This window comes from Pseudobutyrivibrio sp. OR37 (genome assembly GCF_900113655.1).
Lineage (GTDB): Bacteria > Bacillota > Clostridia > Lachnospirales > Lachnospiraceae > Pseudobutyrivibrio.
Map to the genome: position 1 here is coordinate 30,001 of NZ_FOQF01000014.1, position 17,384 is coordinate 47,384.

General features: G+C 41.1%; 13 protein-coding genes. 10 read left to right on the forward strand and 3 right to left on the reverse strand.

The annotated features are described in order from the left end of the window. Positions 1–31: 31 nt before the first annotated feature. From BM097_RS08395 to BM097_RS08405, 3 genes are read right to left on the reverse strand one after another with little or no spacing between them, the layout of a single operon-like run. Positions 32–1,531 (reverse strand): glycosyltransferase family protein, encoded by a 1,500-nt coding sequence (locus tag BM097_RS08395; RefSeq protein WP_090548031.1) that lies wholly within the window; start codon positions 1,529–1,531, stop codon positions 32–34. A gap of 7 nt (positions 1,532–1,538) precedes the next feature. Further along, positions 1,539–2,996, reverse strand: a complete 1,458-nt coding sequence (locus BM097_RS08400; protein WP_090548034.1) for an oligosaccharide flippase family protein — start codon at positions 2,994–2,996, stop codon at positions 1,539–1,541. Between the two features lie 21 nt (positions 2,997–3,017). Continuing rightward, on the reverse strand, positions 3,018–3,950 hold the full coding sequence (locus BM097_RS08405) for a glycosyltransferase (protein WP_090548037.1): 933 nt from the start codon (positions 3,948–3,950) through the stop codon (positions 3,018–3,020). 114 nt (positions 3,951–4,064) lie between these two features. On the opposite strand from BM097_RS08405, the gene BM097_RS08410 reads away from it, so the two are divergent. The 10 genes from BM097_RS08410 to arcC all read left to right on the forward strand — a co-directional run bounded on the left by BM097_RS08410 (position 4,065) and on the right by arcC (position 17,384). Continuing rightward, positions 4,065–5,066 carry a glycosyltransferase gene (locus tag BM097_RS08410; RefSeq protein ID WP_242944683.1) on the forward strand — a complete coding sequence of 334 codons (1,002 nt, stop codon included), beginning with the start codon at positions 4,065–4,067 and terminating at the stop codon, positions 5,064–5,066. Continuing rightward, on the forward strand, positions 5,053–6,903 hold the full coding sequence (locus tag BM097_RS08415; RefSeq protein ID WP_090548040.1) for a glycosyltransferase family 2 protein: 1,851 nt from the start codon (positions 5,053–5,055) through the stop codon (positions 6,901–6,903). Before BM097_RS08410 ends, BM097_RS08415 begins: the two co-directional genes overlap by 14 nt. Positions 6,904–6,905: 2 nt before the next feature. Next, positions 6,906–7,886 carry a glycosyltransferase family 2 protein gene (locus BM097_RS08420; RefSeq protein ID WP_090548042.1) on the forward strand — a complete coding sequence of 327 codons (981 nt, stop codon included), beginning with the start codon at positions 6,906–6,908 and terminating at the stop codon, positions 7,884–7,886. Between the two features lie 38 nt (positions 7,887–7,924). Next, positions 7,925–9,349 carry a sugar transferase gene (locus BM097_RS08425; protein WP_090548045.1) on the forward strand — a complete coding sequence of 475 codons (1,425 nt, stop codon included), beginning with the start codon at positions 7,925–7,927 and terminating at the stop codon, positions 9,347–9,349. 47 nt (positions 9,350–9,396) lie between these two features. Then, on the forward strand, positions 9,397–10,698 hold the full coding sequence (locus BM097_RS08430; protein WP_090548048.1) for a glycosyltransferase family 2 protein: 1,302 nt from the start codon (positions 9,397–9,399) through the stop codon (positions 10,696–10,698). A 158-nt stretch (positions 10,699–10,856) separates the two neighbouring features. Then, positions 10,857–12,443 carry an LCP family protein gene (locus tag BM097_RS08435; RefSeq protein ID WP_090548051.1) on the forward strand — a complete coding sequence of 529 codons (1,587 nt, stop codon included), beginning with the start codon at positions 10,857–10,859 and terminating at the stop codon, positions 12,441–12,443. Positions 12,444–12,554: 111 nt separating this feature from the next. Beyond that, entirely contained in the window at positions 12,555–14,387 is a 1,833-nt protein-coding gene (gene glmS / locus BM097_RS08440) for a glutamine--fructose-6-phosphate transaminase (isomerizing) (RefSeq protein ID WP_090548053.1), read from the forward strand. Positions 14,388–14,458: 71 nt separating this feature from the next. Then, on the forward strand, positions 14,459–15,874 hold the full coding sequence (locus tag BM097_RS08445) for a S1C family serine protease (protein WP_090548056.1): 1,416 nt from the start codon (positions 14,459–14,461) through the stop codon (positions 15,872–15,874). A 93-nt stretch (positions 15,875–15,967) separates the two neighbouring features. Beyond that, positions 15,968–16,405 (forward strand): VanZ family protein, encoded by a 438-nt coding sequence (locus tag BM097_RS08450; protein WP_090548059.1) that lies wholly within the window; start codon positions 15,968–15,970, stop codon positions 16,403–16,405. Between the two features lie 46 nt (positions 16,406–16,451). Further along, positions 16,452–17,384, forward strand: a complete 933-nt coding sequence (gene arcC, locus BM097_RS08455; RefSeq protein ID WP_090548061.1) for a carbamate kinase — start codon at positions 16,452–16,454, stop codon at positions 17,382–17,384.

The following is a 17,384-nucleotide window of genomic DNA, read 5'->3' on the forward strand; positions in this document are numbered from 1 at the left end:
AAATAGCGCTACCGAAGTGGTAGCGCTTAAATTATGATGCGAAGTGAAGCAAGAAAAATGGGAAGTTGCCATAGAATAATAGGGCGGCGTAGCCGAGGCCTGAAAGGTAAATCAGGTGATTATAAAGCATGCGCTTTCCAAAGGTGGCGATTGTTCCATTTACTTTGATTTCCTCAGTATCTGCATTGAATCCATTTTCGATTAGCAAGCTTACAAAAATCAAAGCCAATGACAAAGCCAATATTGGGATAAATGGCAAATAATATCTAGAGGCGAATCCGCCTAAATATCCACGTGTAATATAAGTTCCATAAGCACTCTTGAGCTGATAGATAAAAGTGAGGACACATGAAATCCAACCAGCCAAAATAGGAAGTGAAAGTGCATCCGCTTTCTTTCTTACAATTGGTGCAAATACAAGGACTGGTAAAACCCATAGTAGCTCAAAAGGAATAGCTGTAAGGCTGTAAGTGTAGGTTTTCATGAATCTATGGATTGATTCGATACCAGACCATGAAAGGAAAAATCTCTCAAAATAATATGAAAGATATTCATTAAAGCTGTAGCTTACACGGTGGGCTTCACTCACGTAATATATCGTATTTTCGAAGTACTCCTTGCTGCAGATAAGCTCCAAAGAAGGATGAATAGTTCCATAACGCTGATAAACCAAAACGTAGTAAATAGCAGCGATTGCATACACAGGAATAGAGAATAAAAACTCCTTGCAGATAAGGCTCTTTAGGCTACGTTCCTTTATCATTGACACAATAAGCACAATGAGCGCCATGAAGATGCAAAGCATTGCAGCTGTAAGCTTTGTTAATAGAGAGGCTGATATGCCAGCAGCTATCAACATGTATGTGCCCACATTTCGCTTGCCCTCGCAAAATCTAATGAGTCCCAGGATGCAGATGGCAGATGTAACAAGTGCCAAAGCGTCATTGGTGACTGCGCATAATTCGTAAGCGAGCATAGGAATATTTGTGACTGTAACAGCATAAATAAGATGTAGCCATGGACGCTGCTTTGGAAGTCTTGAATATCCGATGTACAGCATGATGCCGATTCCAATCAAAGCGATGCCCATACTAAAATATCTAAGCTGCATTTTATGGATAGTCATTACAACATCAGATTCTGTAGGTGCGAAGCCCCCAGCCAGTCTCATGATGTGATAATAAAGTGGTGGATGGCAAAGGTAGTTTACAAGAGATGTCTGGTACTCATAGTTTGGCTCCTCCGACCACTTCATAACTACATTGTTGAAGATGTGCATGTTCTCAAAATGAGGAATGATTTCCCCTGTTTCCCTCAGATAATATACGTAAGCAATGTGAGCCGATTCATCAGGAGATGAGTCCGGAACATAGTGAGCATAGAACACTCCAACTGCAGCAGTGTAAATCAAAAAGAAGACATATAGGCAAATCAGGAAAATGCCTCGGCCCTTTTTCTTTACCCCAAAATAGAAGGAGGTCAAGCCTATAATAAAAAATAAAATAACTAAAAAATACGCTAATGCTCTCATTAAAAATTTAACTCCGTTTAATAATCTTCTTTAACTTATTAATTACGATTGTAGCATTTTCTATAAAGAATGTATCTACAAGCACTACCAAAAGTGCAAAATACAGGCCGGCTCCTGAAACTACACGAAGCAATGTTCCAATGATTGTAGCAGGTAAAAACTGATTTTCCAAAAGCAGAAGTGCTCCCATCAAAATAGATGCAAGCAGATATTTACCGGCTGGCGCAAACACCTTTTTGATATCAAGCTCGTATCTTACATAGTAAAGCTGAATGCCTGCGATGGAAAGCTCAGCAACAGCCGATGCAATAGCAGCACCGTAAGATAACAGCTGTGGTATCAACAAAAGATTGAGACAGCAGTTGATAACTGCGCCTATTAAAACAGTTCTTGTGTATAATTTCTCTCGTTTGGTTGGCACCAGATATTCGATTCCGGTGACGTTATTTATGGAAATTGCCACAGTGATTACCGAAACGATTTTAAGCAAAAGCTTAACCTTTTCGTAGCTGCTGCCATAGAACCATGGAACAAAGCTGTCGGCGATTCCAAAAAGCCCAAACATCAGCGGAAGTCCCAAGAACCAAGCAAACTGATAAGCCTTGTACATGGCATTTTTAATAGCATCCTTGTTGCCCTCGCTGAAATATTGTCCGATGCGAGGCACCATAACTGTGCTCATGGAGGTTACCAAAACAAGCACCATTTTAGTGATACGCATGGCAGCATCATAGTAGCCATTTTCTGCATTTCCTTCGGTGAAAAGACCAATCATAATTTTGTCCAAATACTGATAAATCTGAACTGCTATTGTAGGAAGGAAAAGCCCTAAGATAACTTTTGTATCCTTAAATGGCGTAAGCTCCTTACGATTAACATGTGTCAGATATTTAGGCAGATATACCCAAAGTGAAACATGTCCCATCATGGTGATGATGGCAGTACCAGCAGTGTAAAGTGCCAAATCATTTTCATCCTTAATGAGAGTGAAAATCATGATTAGATTAACGATTCTAAAGATTGCGTTTCTTCCAACGATTTTTCCGAACTCTTCCAATCCCTGGAAAAACCAGCTGGTATCGCAGGCAACATTGATGATTTCAATAAACTGAATGATGTAGATAACCATCCACTGAGGATGTGCCACAAAAACAAACACACCATAAATAAACAGAAAGATGGCAGTGCTTACACATCTAAAGATGGCAGTATTCCAAAAAGCAATGGATCTTTTGTAGGTATCGGTTTGAACATAGGAAACTTCACGTTGACCGTAGGTAGATGTTCCGAGATTTGCAAATATAATAAAGAAAGCTGCAATAGCAGTGACATAGCTAAATACACCCATTCCGTTGGCGCCCAAAACCCTTGCGATATAAGGGGCTGTAAGAAGAGGTGTAATAATAACCAGCATCTGATATGCAACATTATATATGTAGTTTTTCTTAACGTTTTTTTCTTTCATTTCACGTCCTAATGTTTTATTTTAAAGCTTTCCAAGCAAAATGATTAGTCTAAGAAGAAATTCTCCCGAAGGGCTGCGTCTAAGGTGCTTTGGATAGAAGAGCTTTTTTATCTTTTTATCTCCAACAAAAATCTGAAGGAATTGCTTAATATCAGAATCAACGGAAGCTGAAAAAAGCTGATTAAAGCATTTGAGCATGAGCCTTGTGCGAGGACAAAAATCTCCATTTAATACAGTGCCGATTCTCCATTTGATTTTAGCGAAAGCTCCAAGATTAGTAGAGGATGCCGCAGAAGAATGACGTCTGTATTTGGCAAGTGGAGTGGTATCGAAAACAATCCTTCCACCAAGCCCAAGGGCGATAAGTGACACCCATTTATCGTGATAGTAAATGTCCTTGGAACAATCATTCAAAAATGAAAGTTTGGCCAAATGTCTGTTGATTACAAGAGTGAAGCCTGGAAAGACTCCCTCAAAAAACATGTTTTGGAAGGTGACCCCGTCCATAGGATTAGTGTCAGAAAAAGTGCCGTTTACATTCAGCTTTTCATCACAGATATAATAATTAGAAGCAAACAATGCAGGCGCGTTAGCATCTACCCCAGCCAGCTTATCCACAGCAGCCTGAAGCTTGCCAGCTTCCCAAACATCATCCTGATCACAAAATGCCAGGTAGCTAAATTCTGAATCATTGTTAAGAGCAAAAGCCGCAGCCGATGAAAAGCTGGCACCAAAGCCCATATTAGTATTAGCGCCGCTACCATCCTTAACAAGAACGATTCTGGAATCAGCCACTGCCATTTCTTCTATAATAGAAACAGTTTCATCTGAAGAACCATCATCCCTGATATACAAAGTAAAATCAGAAAAGCTCTGGCCTAAGATACTGTTAATTTGTTCCTTTAAAAAAGTCTGCCCATTATAGGTAGACATTACGATTGCTATAGTTGCCATAATATCCTTTTCACTAAAGTTATTTACAAACTATTCTAAATCAATACCATAGGCAATGCAAGGAGTGACAGTTTGTGCTATACTATGTACAAACTGTGTTTTAAAGGAAAAATGATGGATAAATTTGAATCCCTGTCATCCCGTTTTGATGGCAAGCAAGTTTTATATATAACAACAAAAAATCTTGATTACATTAGGGTTACACAGGAAATCGATTTCCTCAAAGCCCACGCAGGCGCCCTTACTGTAATCGGCAGCAAAAGCAAAAGCTATCCAAAGAGATTGCTGCATGTATGGAAGTGCCTGATGGCACAGTCTATGAAGAACATTGATGTTGGCTTTGTAGGCTTTGCACCACAGCTGGTGGTTCCCTTTTTCAAGGGCAAGCTTAAGAAAAAGCAGCTGTTTATTGATTTCTTCATATCTGTGTACGACACCATGATTTTAGATAGAAAGAAATTTAAGGACGGTGGCATTATATCAGGGCTTTGCCACAAGCTTGACGAGGCTACCCTTAAGGCAGCCGATGCAATCGTGTGCGATACCAAGGCCCACGGTCAGTTTTTCTCAGAGGAATTTGGAACCCCAATAGACAGGCTTTACGTTTATTATCTTCATGCAAACGAGGCCATCTATCATCCTATGGATGTGGCGCAGCCAGAGGGGCAGGCCAATTCAAATAAAAAGGTTCTCTACTTTGGCTCCATCCTAAACCTTCAGGGGGTAGATGTGATTCTGGAGGCTCTTAAGGAATTTGCCGCAGATGATAAAATCACCTTCGAAATCATCGGCCCAATATCAGATAAAATGCAAAAGCCAATGCAGCCAAATATCACATATATCGATTGGCTCACCCAGGAGGATTTGGCAAAGCATATCGCTTCCGCAGATTTGTGTTTAGCAGGACATTTCTCCGGAGATATCATGAAGGCAAAGCGCACCATCCCTGGCAAGGCATATATATACGAAGCAATGCAAAAGCCTATGATTCTAGGTGATGGCATGGCCAACCACGAATTATTTACTAACGATGACAAGCATATTTTTGTAGAAATGGGAAATCCTAAAGCATTAGCAAAGGCTATTAAGGATTATTTTGATTATGAGCGAAATTAAAAATTACAGACAACCAACTAATAAAATCGAAAAGGGAATCTTATATATGCAGCATTACGGCGTGAAAAAGACTGTAGCCAAGACCATCCGCAAGATGATGGGTCACGACCAGGAGCACTACAGCTACAGACAGTTCCTTAAGGAAAATCCTATCACCGAGCAGGAATTAGAAAGACAGCGCCAGACCAGATTTGAATACAATCCAGTAATCAGTATCGTAATTCCGTTATACAACACAAAGGAGCAGTTTTTGGTGGAGCTTATCCATTCCTTTGTAAATCAGACCTATCCACACTGGCAGCTATGCCTTGGGGATGGTAGTCCAAAGGACGGCCTTTACGATATCATAAAGCGTGCCACCGGGGGCGTTTGGGACGAGCGAATCGTCTACAAAAAGCTCACCGACAACACAGGCATCGCAGGCAACACAAATGCTGCCATGGAGCTTGCAACTGGGGATTACATAGGCTTTACAGACCACGACGATATCATCACAGAAGATGCAATGTTCTATATCGCCGAGGCTTTAAATAAGGATAGAACAATCCAGGCTATTTATTCCGACGAAGACAAAATCGACATGGAGGGCAAGGAATATTTCCTTCCTCACTTCAAGTCTGATTTCAATATTGATTTACTTTGCTCTCACAACTACATCACTCATTTATTTATTGTAAGAGCAGATATTGCAAAGGAAAGCGGCGGTATCCTTTCAGAATTCGATGGTGCTCAGGACCACGATTTTGATTTTAGAGTTCTTGAAAAGTGCGATAATATCTACCACATTCCAAGAGTGCTTTATCACTGGAGATGCCATCCAGATTCTACTGCAGATCATCCAGAGGCTAAAATGTACGCTTACGAAAATGGGCGTCGCGCCGTAGAAAATCACTACAAGCGCCTGGGCATTCCAGCAAGGGTTGAGCTTGATACTCACCTGGGATATTACAGAACTATTTACGAATGGCAGGATACACCACGTCTTTCCATCATCATTCCAAACATGAATCATGTGGAGGATTTGAGAGCCTGCATCGATAGCATTGTTGAAAAGACCACTTATCCAAACTACGAATTTGTAATTGTGGAAAACAATTCCACTGATAAGGACATCCGTGGATATTACAACGAATTAGAAAAGCGAAATGACATCAGCGCCAGAGTGTGCGATTACACCAAGGCTCACCCTGAGTCAAAGGGCAGCTTTAATTTCTCTGCACTTGTAAATTACGGTGTGCAGCAGGCCTTCGGGGAATACATTCTTCTACTCAACAACGACACCAGAATGATTAATGGTGATGCCATCACAGAAATGATGGGCTTCATCCGCAGAGAAGATGTGGGTGCCGTTGGCGCCAGACTATATTATGGAAACAACACCGTTCAGCATGCCGGACTTATCCTTGGCTTAGGCGGCGTTGCCAATTCCCAGTTCCTAGGCAGCGGCAGAGAGCAGGTAGGCTATTTCTATAGAAGCACCTGCGTTCAGGATTTATCAGCTGTTACAGGTGCATGTCTTCTTACAAAGCGAGCTTGCTACAACGCAGTAGGCGGCTTTGATGAGGGCTTGGCGGTAGCCTTTAACGATGTTGATTATTGCCTAAAGCTCAGAAGCAAAAAGCTTTTATGTGTTTACACTCCATTCTCAGAGTGGTATCATTTGGAATCTGTTAGCCGCGGCCTTGATCACGAGGATGCTGATAAAACAGCCCGCATGAATGCAGAGACAAATTATTTCATGACAAAATGGCAGGATGTATACAGTAAGGGAGATCCTTATTACAATCCTAATTTGTCACTTACAAAATTTGATTATTCTTTTAAGAGTAAGGAGTAGCTATGAAACTTATCATTCAAATTCCATGCTTTAACGAGGCAGAAACACTTGAGATTGCCCTTAATGATTTACCAAAGCATATAGATGGAATCGATGAAATCGAATATTTAATTATCAATGATGGAAGTGAGGATAACACAGTAGAGGTTGCCCAAAAGTGGGGTGTCAACTATGTTGTAAACTTCCGTCGTAACAAGGGCCTTGCCTACGGATTTATGGCAGGACTTGATGCATGTCTTAGAAATGGTGCAGATATTATCGTAAATACGGATGCAGATAATCAGTACGTGGCAGATGATATTGAGCTTTTAGTTCGTCCTATCATCGAGGGCAAATCCGATATCGTAATCGGCGCTCGCCCTATCGATCAGACTGAACACTTTTCACCACTTAAGAAAAAGCTTCAGCACCTTGGTAGCTGGGTAGTTCAGAAGGCTAGTAATTCAGACATCCCAGATGCTCCAAGTGGATTTAGAGCATATTCAAGAGACGCTGCAATGCGCATCAATGTTACAAACGATTATACCTACACTCTTGAGACAATCGTTCAGGCAGGAAGAAACAGAATCGCTCAGACCAGCGTTCCAATCAGAACAAATGGTGAGCTTCGTCCATCACGTCTTTTCAATAGCATGATGGGATATGTTAAGAAATCTATGGTTACAATCCTTAGAGCATATCTTATGTATCAGCCACTCAAGACCTTTAGTGCACTTGCAGTCGTTCCATTTGTTGTAGGACTTGGAGTGATTATTCGCTTCCTTGTTTTCGTTGCAATGGGCAATTCAGCAGGGCACATTCAGTCACTCATTTTAGGCTGTACACTTTTAATCATGGGCTTCATCAGTCTTATGATTGCTCTTATCGGAGATTTGCTTGCAAAGAACCGTAAGATTTTAGAGGACATCGAATATCACACTAGAAAAATGGATTATGATGGTGTGAAGAATAATGATGGATATACAAACAACAATAATTTATAATTAGAATAGCATTGGGGAAGCTATAGGGGGAATAAGCGTTGTATAAGAAGAAAAAACGCTCTTGGGTCAAGCACCTGGACTTTATGATATTGGATTTGCTGGCTGCGGAACTGGCACTATTCCTTGGGGTAATGATAAAGTTCAATGGAAGCATTATTTTTCTAGACAAATTTGAGTGGTTCAGCGGCTACCAGAATTTGGTCAAGCTATTACCTTTCATTGATTTGGCAGGTGTGTTTTTCACCGAGACCTATAAGGGCATTTTACGAAGAACTAAATATGAAGAATTAATTTCTACCATTTGGCATGTAGCGGTGAATTTCCTTGGAGTTCTCCTTTACATGTACATGTCAAAAACATCTTTCATGTACTCAAGAGCAGTTCTTGGTATTTTTGTCTTTGGGATGATATTAATATCATATATCTTCAGGGTAAGCTGGAAGCGTGTTATTCGTAGAATAAAGCTAAAGGATGTCAACAAGACAGCCATGATTGTTGTGGCCGAGACCACAAATGTGGAACAGTGCCTTAGAGAAATTGCACTTAGCCCATATCCTGAATATAAGGTAGTGGGAGTTACTGTCGTTGATAAAGATATGAGAGGACAGAAAATCCAGGGCATTCCTGTCGTGGCTAGCGCTGACACTCTTTTTGAATATCTTAGAACCAGCGTTGTGGATGAAGTGTTCCTAGACGGCAATACCAGATCAAGCGAGGAAGCCCTTGCTGCCAGGTTAGTAGATCAGGGACTTACAGTTCACATACCTCTTGTGAAAACCAGCAGTCTTGTGCCAAACCGTATCATGGAAAAATACGGTGAATATATTGTGCTTACCACAAGCATGCACATTGCCAACAACAGGCAGGCCTTTGCAAAAAGAGTGATGGATATCATCGGTGCTTTGATAGGATTGATATTTACATTAATCGCATTTATCATTTTCGCACCAATCATCAAGCTCCAATCACCTGGTCCAGTATTCTTTACCCAAACCAGAATCGGTAAAAACGGACGAAAGTTTAAATTCTATAAATTCAGAACCATGTACGTGGACGCTGAGGAACGAAAGAAAGAGCTGATGGCTCAAAATGAAATAAATGGAAATATGTTCAAGATGGATAATGATCCAAGAATCATTCCAATTGGACACTTCCTTAGAAAATATTCCATTGATGAATTACCTCAATTTTGGAATGTTTTAGTGGGAGATATGTCACTAGTGGGGACAAGACCACCACTAGAGGATGAGTATGAAAATTATGCACTGCACCATAAAGCAAGGCTTTCAATCAAGCCAGGGCTTACAGGAATGTGGCAGGTTAGCGGTAGAAGCGATATAAAAGATTTTGAACAAGTAGTAGCACTTGATACACAGTATATATCCAACTGGTCTTTGGTTTTGGATATAAAGATACTATTAAAAACAATAGCAGTTGTATTTGGGGGAAAGGGCTCTAAGTAGTGGCAGACAATTATTTTTCGCTAGTAGTCTGGACCAACGAGACTGATATGGATTTGTTTAAGGACTGTCTCGAGTCCATTGATGAACAGGAATATCGTGAATTCGAATTATATATTTTAGATAATAATCCTTCTAACACCATCGAAGTGACTATCCAGGAATTCTTCCCTGATATCGTAGATAAGGTTCACTATCGAAGGCTGAAAAAGAAAAATGGGATGTCCTATGCCTATAACATAGGCACCCATTTTGCAGAGGGAGATTATCTTGTCTTTTTTGGACAACATGATAGATTAAGCTCCAAAACTCTAAGCTCACTTAATGAAAAGCTGGAGGAGCTAGAGAATAAAGAGTGCGTTATCTACACTGACCATGATGAGCTTATCGGGCTCGATAGAAAGAATCCTCATTTTAAAACAGATTTTAATAAAGAACTATTTTTGCAGATGGATTATATTGGAGATTTTGTGTGCATCTCCAAGGCTTTGTGCAAAAGGCTAGGTGAATTCAATGAGAAGGCGATTACTTCCACCTTGTATGAATTCATATTAAGGGCAGCCTTCAAAAAGGAGTCTATAGAACATATTCCATCCTTGTTGTATCACAAGCGAGCCAGCGATAAGGCAATGACAAAAGAGCAGCGAAACGATGCCAAATATTATTGCAAGGAACACCTGGCACTGGCTACCTCTTATCTAAGGCAGAATGATGTTATCTGCGAGGGACGAATCGATGCATCATTAAAGAAATGGCATTTGGATTATGACGATTCCACCTTCAGAAGATTTTCTGGTGATTACATGTTTCTAAGAGATGATAATGTAAGGCTCTATACCAGAAATAATGTAAAGAAAATGTATGCCTATTTGTGTCAGCCTGACGTGGCTGTTGTGGGGGTTAGGTTTATAGATAGAGGCTTTAAGATTGATAATGTGGGCTATATCTATGACACTGATGGAGCCTGGTATCCAGCCTTCCACGGCCAGAGTGTTTTTAGGGATACCTACGATGGAATCGGCAGCATGCCTCGTGATGTTTCTGTGGTAGATTGCGGTTGCTGCCTGATAGATGCCAAGGTGTACAGAATGCTGCGTGGTTTCGATACCCGTCTCACAGGACAGGATGCCATGTTTGATTTTTGTATGCGGGCAAGAGCCAGAGGCTTTCGTATAATTTTACTTCCTAGGGTAATCGCCAGGTGGAAGGAGAAATCTGTAGAAACCCCAGCCGATAATCATGAAATAATTATGGAAAAGCACGGCGCGATAATTGAAAAAGGTGATAGTTTTTATAATAAGAACCTACCTATTGGTATGGAGAATTATATTTTGCCCGGAACACAAGAGTGATTTTAAAAGATAATTTGTCAAAATTTTATTAAATATGACAGAAATATTACATAATTCTTGACATGCTACGAACTAATAGAGTAGACTTACATAGACTGTTGCATTCGATAATTCGATACAATTTTTAATATAAAATTTAGATTGGAGAGATTCATTTAATGAGTAATTTCGAAGATTATGATTTAGGACGTGGTGGCGAACCACGACGTCGTAGACCAGCAAATAGACCAAGCGGAAGCCGCCCAGCAGGCGCTCGTCCAAACGGTGGCCGCCCAGCAGGTAGAAATGGCTATAGCAGTCGTCCTAGTCGTTCATTAGATTTAGATGACGAAATCGAGCTTTACGAATATGGCTCAGAATACAGATACGAGGATGATGATATGCCAGCTAGACGTTCCGCTTCAAGCAGTGCCAGAAGAGCATCAGCTGGTCACTCAGGAAGCCGTCCAAGTGGACGCTCAGGTTCAGGAAGCCGCCCAGCTAATCATAAAAAGCCAGCTTCCAGACCATCAAGAGATGCTAGAGATTCAAGAGAGGCTAGAGCAGCCAGAGCTGCAAGTACACGTGGTGGTGCAAAACGCCCAGCAGGAAAGAACACAAAAAAGAAAAAGATGAAGCGCACAATATTCGTTGTGGAAATCGCAATCATCCTTCTACTTCTTATTATATTCTTCCTTTGGAGCAAGTTCGGTAAGGTTAATTGGGACAACATCAACATGTCCGAGCTTGAGAATCCAAACCTGGATGAAGAGACAAAAGAAGTACTTAGCCAGTACACCACACTTGCACTTTTTGGTGTAGATAACCGTTCAAATGGTAACCTTGATAGTGGTAACTCAGATACTATCATCCTTGTTTCTATTAATAATGATACAAAGGAAGTTAAGATGGTATCAGTTCAGCGTGATACTTACTTACAGGTTGAAGAAGATACTTACAGAAAATGTAACTACGCATACAACCACGGTGGCGTTGAAACAGCACTTGAGATGCTTAATAAGAACCTTGACTTAAATATTTCGGGTTACGTATCAGTTGACTTCTACGCAGTTGCAAAGGTTGTTGACGATTTAGGTGGTCTTGATCTTGAGGTTACTCAGAAGATGATTGACACAAACAACCCTGAGACAGGTCAGAATGCTTTGGCAGGTTACATCGCAGAGGTTGAGCATGTCCTTAAGTATTATCCTAACAAGGATGAATATTGGGATAGAAACGACTGCTACTTCGACAAGCCTGGTGTATACCACATGAACGGTGCGCAGGTAGTTGGTTATTGCCGAAACAGATATGCTGTTGACAACGATTACGGTCGTGCTGAGAATCAGCGTACAGTTATCAAGCTTCTTATGGAAAAGGCAAAGAAGGCTAACATTGCACAGCTCAACAAGATTTGTGATGATGTCTTCCCAGAGATTTCAACAAGCTTAAGCTTGGGACAGTGCGTAGGAATGGCTACAGCAGTTAAGGATTACGAGGTTGTTAATTCATCTGGCTTCCCATTCGCACTTAAGACAAAGACAATTAGCAAGAAGACTGGTAGTGTTGTTGTTCCATGTACACTTTCAACAAACGTTTCAACACTCCATCAGTTCATGTACGAACAGGAAAATTACGATGCTACAGATGATGTTGTTGATGTAATCAGTGATCACATCGTAAACGAAACAGGATGTACAGAATCTAGCGCTGAAATTAATCAGACTCCAGATATGTCATCTGGTTCAGAAGATAAAAAAGAGTAATAATAAATAGGTAATCAATGAGGATTGACCATTAGGCCAGTCCTCATTTTACTTTTAGGCAAAATAGTAGTAAAATGATAGCGCTTATTATGCAAAGAAAGGAATTTTAATATGTGTGGAATAGTAGGTTACGTAGGTAAATCACAGGCAGCGCCTATACTTTTGGATGGACTTAGTAAGCTAGAATATAGAGGCTACGATTCAGCAGGAATGGCTGTATATGATGGTAGCAAGATTGAATATGAAAAGGCTAAGGGACGTCTTCGTCTTCTTAGTGAAAAGACTCACGATGGTGCCACAATGCAGGGTACTATCGGTATTGGTCATACACGTTGGGCTACACATGGTGAGCCTAGCGAGACAAACGCTCATCCACATCTTAACGAGGATGAGACTATCGCTGTTGTTCACAACGGTATCATTGAAAACTACGCTAAGCTTAAGGAAAAGCTTATGAAGCGTGGATATAACTTTAAGTCAGAAACAGATACAGAGGTTGTTGCACACCTTCTTGATTATTACTACAAGCAGGGCAATGATCCTCTTACAAGTGTAACAAAGGTTATGCACCGTGTTGAAGGTGCTTATGCCCTTGGTATCATTTTTGCAGATTACCCAGATCAGATTTATTCAGTTCGTAAGGACAGCCCACTTATCGTAGGTCTTGGAAAGGACGGCAATCTTATTGCTTCCGATGTTCCAGCTGTTCTTAAGTACACTCGTGAGGTTTACTTCATCGAGAACGAAGAAATCGCTCGTCTTTCAGAGAACGAAATCGAATTCTTCGATGTAGATGGTCAGCCAATCGAAAAGGAATCTAAGACAATTGATTGGGATGTTGATGCAGCAGAAAAGGGTGGTTACGACCACTTCATGATTAAGGAAATCCACGAGGAGCCTAAGACTGTTCGTGATACTCTTAATCCACGTATCAAGAACGACACTGTTGATATTGAAGAGCTTGGCATGTCTGATGAAGAGATTAAAGCGATCTCACGTATCAGAATCGTTGCCTGCGGTTCAGCTTATCACACAGGTGTTACAGCTAAATATGTATTTGAAGAGATGGCACGTATCCCTGTAGAGGTAGATATCGCTTCAGAATTTAGATATCGTAATCCAATTCTTCAGGAGAACGAGCTTGTTATTGCAGTTTCACAGTCTGGTGAGACCGCCGATACAAAGGAAGCAGTTAGAATGGCACGCGCTATGGGTAACATGACACTTGCTATCGTAAACGTAGTAGGTTCATCTATCGCACGTGAGGCTGAAAAGGTTATGTACACATGGGCAGGCCCTGAAATCTCTGTTGCTACAACAAAGGCTTACAGTGCACAGCTTATCGCATTCTATCTTCTTGCTATGAAGTTTGCAGATGTTAGAGGCCTTCTTTCAGCTGATGAAATGAAGTCTCTTATCTCTGATTTAAAGAAGCTTCCAGAGCAGATTGAAATGCTTCTTGGAAACAAGGAACGCATCCAGAGATTTGCCAACCGTTTCGTTGCTGCAAAGGACGTATTCTTCATCGGACGTGGTATCGATTATGCTATCTCTATGGAAGGCTCACTTAAGCTTAAGGAGATTTCATACATCCATTCAGAGGCATACGCAGCAGGCGAATTAAAGCACGGAACTATCTCTCTTATCGAGGATGGTACACTTGTTGCAGCAGTAGCTACACAGGACAACATTTATCCTAAGACAGTTTCAAATATTGTAGAGTGCAAGACTCGTGGAGCATTCATCCTTGCTGTTACAACAGTAGGACACGAAGATATCGAGGAAGTGGCAGATTACGTAATGTACATTCCACAGACTAATAAGTACTTTGCTAACTCACTTGCAATCATTCCACTACAGTTATTTGGTTACTATGTATCTGTAGGTAAGGGCTTTGATGTGGATCACCCAAGAAACTTAGCAAAATCAGTTACTGTTGAATAAACCGTCACCTAGTTGTCACATTTCGGGATTATTCTACGTTCATGAAATGAAAAATCAATGGAGGCGAGTTTATGAGTGATTTTTATTCAAACAACAATGGTATGAATAACATGGGGGACAATGGTTCAACTGGTAGCGAATCGTCTAGTAATCAGACTAACAGCTCTACAACAGATGGAGCTTACTCTTATAAGAAGGATCAGATTAATCAGGGTGAATCATATTATCAGTGGTCTCCTTACGATGATGGAAGAAAGAACAAGAAGCCTAAGAAATCATCTAGCTTTGGTGCAAAGCTTGGAAAGACGACAGCAATTGCTTTAGTATTTGGTCTTGTTGCTGGTATTGCTTTCCAGTCGGTGGTAGCTGTTTCTAATCAGTTCATCAACAAGAACACTGCACAGATAACACAGACTCAGAGCACAGGCAGCTCAAGCAATAAAAAGGTAGAAAGCTCTACCACATCAAAGGCTTCAGCTACAACAGTTTCAACAGATGTGTCTGAAATCGTAGAAAATGTACTTCCTGCAATCGTACAGGTTACAAACGCAGGTCTTAAGGAATACAGAACATTCTTTGGAACCATGCAGCAGCCTACTACATCAGCAGGTTCTGGTATCATTGTTTCACAGGACGAGGACAACATCTACATCGCTACCAACAATCACGTAGTAAGCGGTGCAGAGACACTTACCATTACATTCAACGATGGTGAAGCTGTAGAAGGAACAATCAAGGGAACAGATTCTTCTTGCGACCTTGCAGTTGTATCAGTAGCAATGAAGGACATCAAGGAAGATACTTTATCAGAGATTAAGGTTGCTACACTTGGTGATTCAGATGCCACAGTTGTTGGTGAAGCAGCAATCGTAATCGGTAACGCAATGGGTTATGGTACATCAGTTACTAACGGTATCATTTCTGCAAAGGACCGCGAGGTTTCTATTACAGATGATGATGGTAATGTTGTAACAAACAGCCTTCTTCAGACTAATGCAGCTGTAAACCCTGGTAACTCAGGTGGTGCTCTTTTAAATGCAAAGGGCGAGGTCATCGGTATCGTTTCAGCAAAGCTTGCAGAGGAAAGCGTTGAAGGTATGGGTTATGCAATCCCTATCTCTTACGCATGGAACATCATCCAGCAGATGGTAGACAACGATGTTGTATCTGAGCTTGAGGCATCATACCTTGGTATTGCCGGCAGAGATATTACATCTGAAATGTCAGAGCAGTACGAAATTCCTGTAGGTGTTTATGTTGCACAGGTAGTTGCAGGCTCTGGTGCAGAGGCAGCAGGTATCGAAACAGAAGATGTTATCACATCCTTCAACGGACGTAAGGTTACATCAGTTAATACACTTAACAATATCATGAAGTACTTGCCAGCAGGCTCTACTGTAGATGTTACAGTTGCCCGCGCAAAGAATGACTACAAGGAAGAGACAATCCAGGTTACACTCACACACAAGATTGAGTCAGTACAATAATATATCGTATATACGAAGAGCCAACATTCGCCGTTGGCTCTTTTTGTCTGTAATCGTTTTACGAATAGGGCGTGATATGGTAGAATACGGGGTATGAATAAGAAAAAGATTATATTGGGTATTTTGATTGTTGCATGGATTTGTGTTATATGGGGACACAGCCTGCAACCGGCGTATATTTCCGAGGGAGAAAGTAGTAAATATTTAGAAGTTATCAGCAAGGTAGTTCCTTTTATTACAAATGATGATGAGGGTATGTATATTGTTAGAAAGACAGCCCATTTTACAGAGTATGCTATACTTGGCGTGTTGCTTTGTCTGGAGTTTGCTACCTATCTTAAGGGGTTGTTTAAAAGATTTGTCAATCCAACCATGACAGCACTTTTTGTTGCTTTTATAGATGAGACTATTCAGTTATTTGTTGAAGGAAGATCAGGTCAGGTTTCTGATATATGGATAGATTTGGCAGGGGCATCACTGATGGTTGTAATCGTCCTTGCTATTATTGGAAATAGAAGATATAGAAGATAAACTATATATAGCAATAATGCGAAACGCAAATAAAGGGAGGCAGCATATGGCAAAGAAAAGAATAGTTATCGCACTTGGACACGACGCACTGGGCACTACAGTGTTGGAGCAGTGGAACGCTACAAAGCGTACAGCTGTGGCAGTTGCAGAGTTTATTAAGCAGGATTATCAGGTGGTTATCACACACAGTAATGGACCACAGGTTGGTATGATTCATACAGCACTTTCAGAGTTCTATCAGAATCATCCTGATTATACATCAACACCAATGTCAGTGTGCTCGGCAATGAGTCAGGGATATATTGGGTACGATTTGCAGCAGGCTATTCGTTCCGAGCTTGTAGGCAGAGGAATTTACAAGCCAGTTTCAACTATTCTTACACAGGTTACTGTGGACCCATATGATGAGGCATTCTATAAGCCAACAAAAATAATAGGAAGAGTTATGACAGCTGAGGAAGCTGAGCGTGAGGAGGCAAAGGGCAATCACACAGTTCAGGTTGAGGGCGGCTATCGCAGAATCGTGGCAGCTCCAAAGCCAATAGAGATTGTTGAGATTGATGCAATCAAGGCACTTTGCGAGGCAGACCAGGTGGTAATTGCAGCAGGTGGCGGCGGAATCCCAGTGCTTATTCAGGACAACAAGCTCAAGGGTGCTTCGGCCGTAGTTGAGAAGGATACAGCAGCAGGCTTGCTCGCTTCAGAGCTTGAGGCAGACATGCTTGTAATCCTTACAAGTGTATCAAAGGTATGCAAGAATTTTGGAAAGGCTGATGAGCAGCCTCTCGATTATATATCAGTAGCTGATGCTAAAAAGATGCTTGAAGCAGGAGAATTTGGTGCAACAGATATGGCTCCAAAGATTCAGGCTGCCATCGATTATATTGGCGATTCAGCTATTAGAAAGGTTTTAATTACCAAGCTGTCAGATGCAGGAAATGCCGTAGGCGGACAGACTGGTACAATGATAGGAAAATAA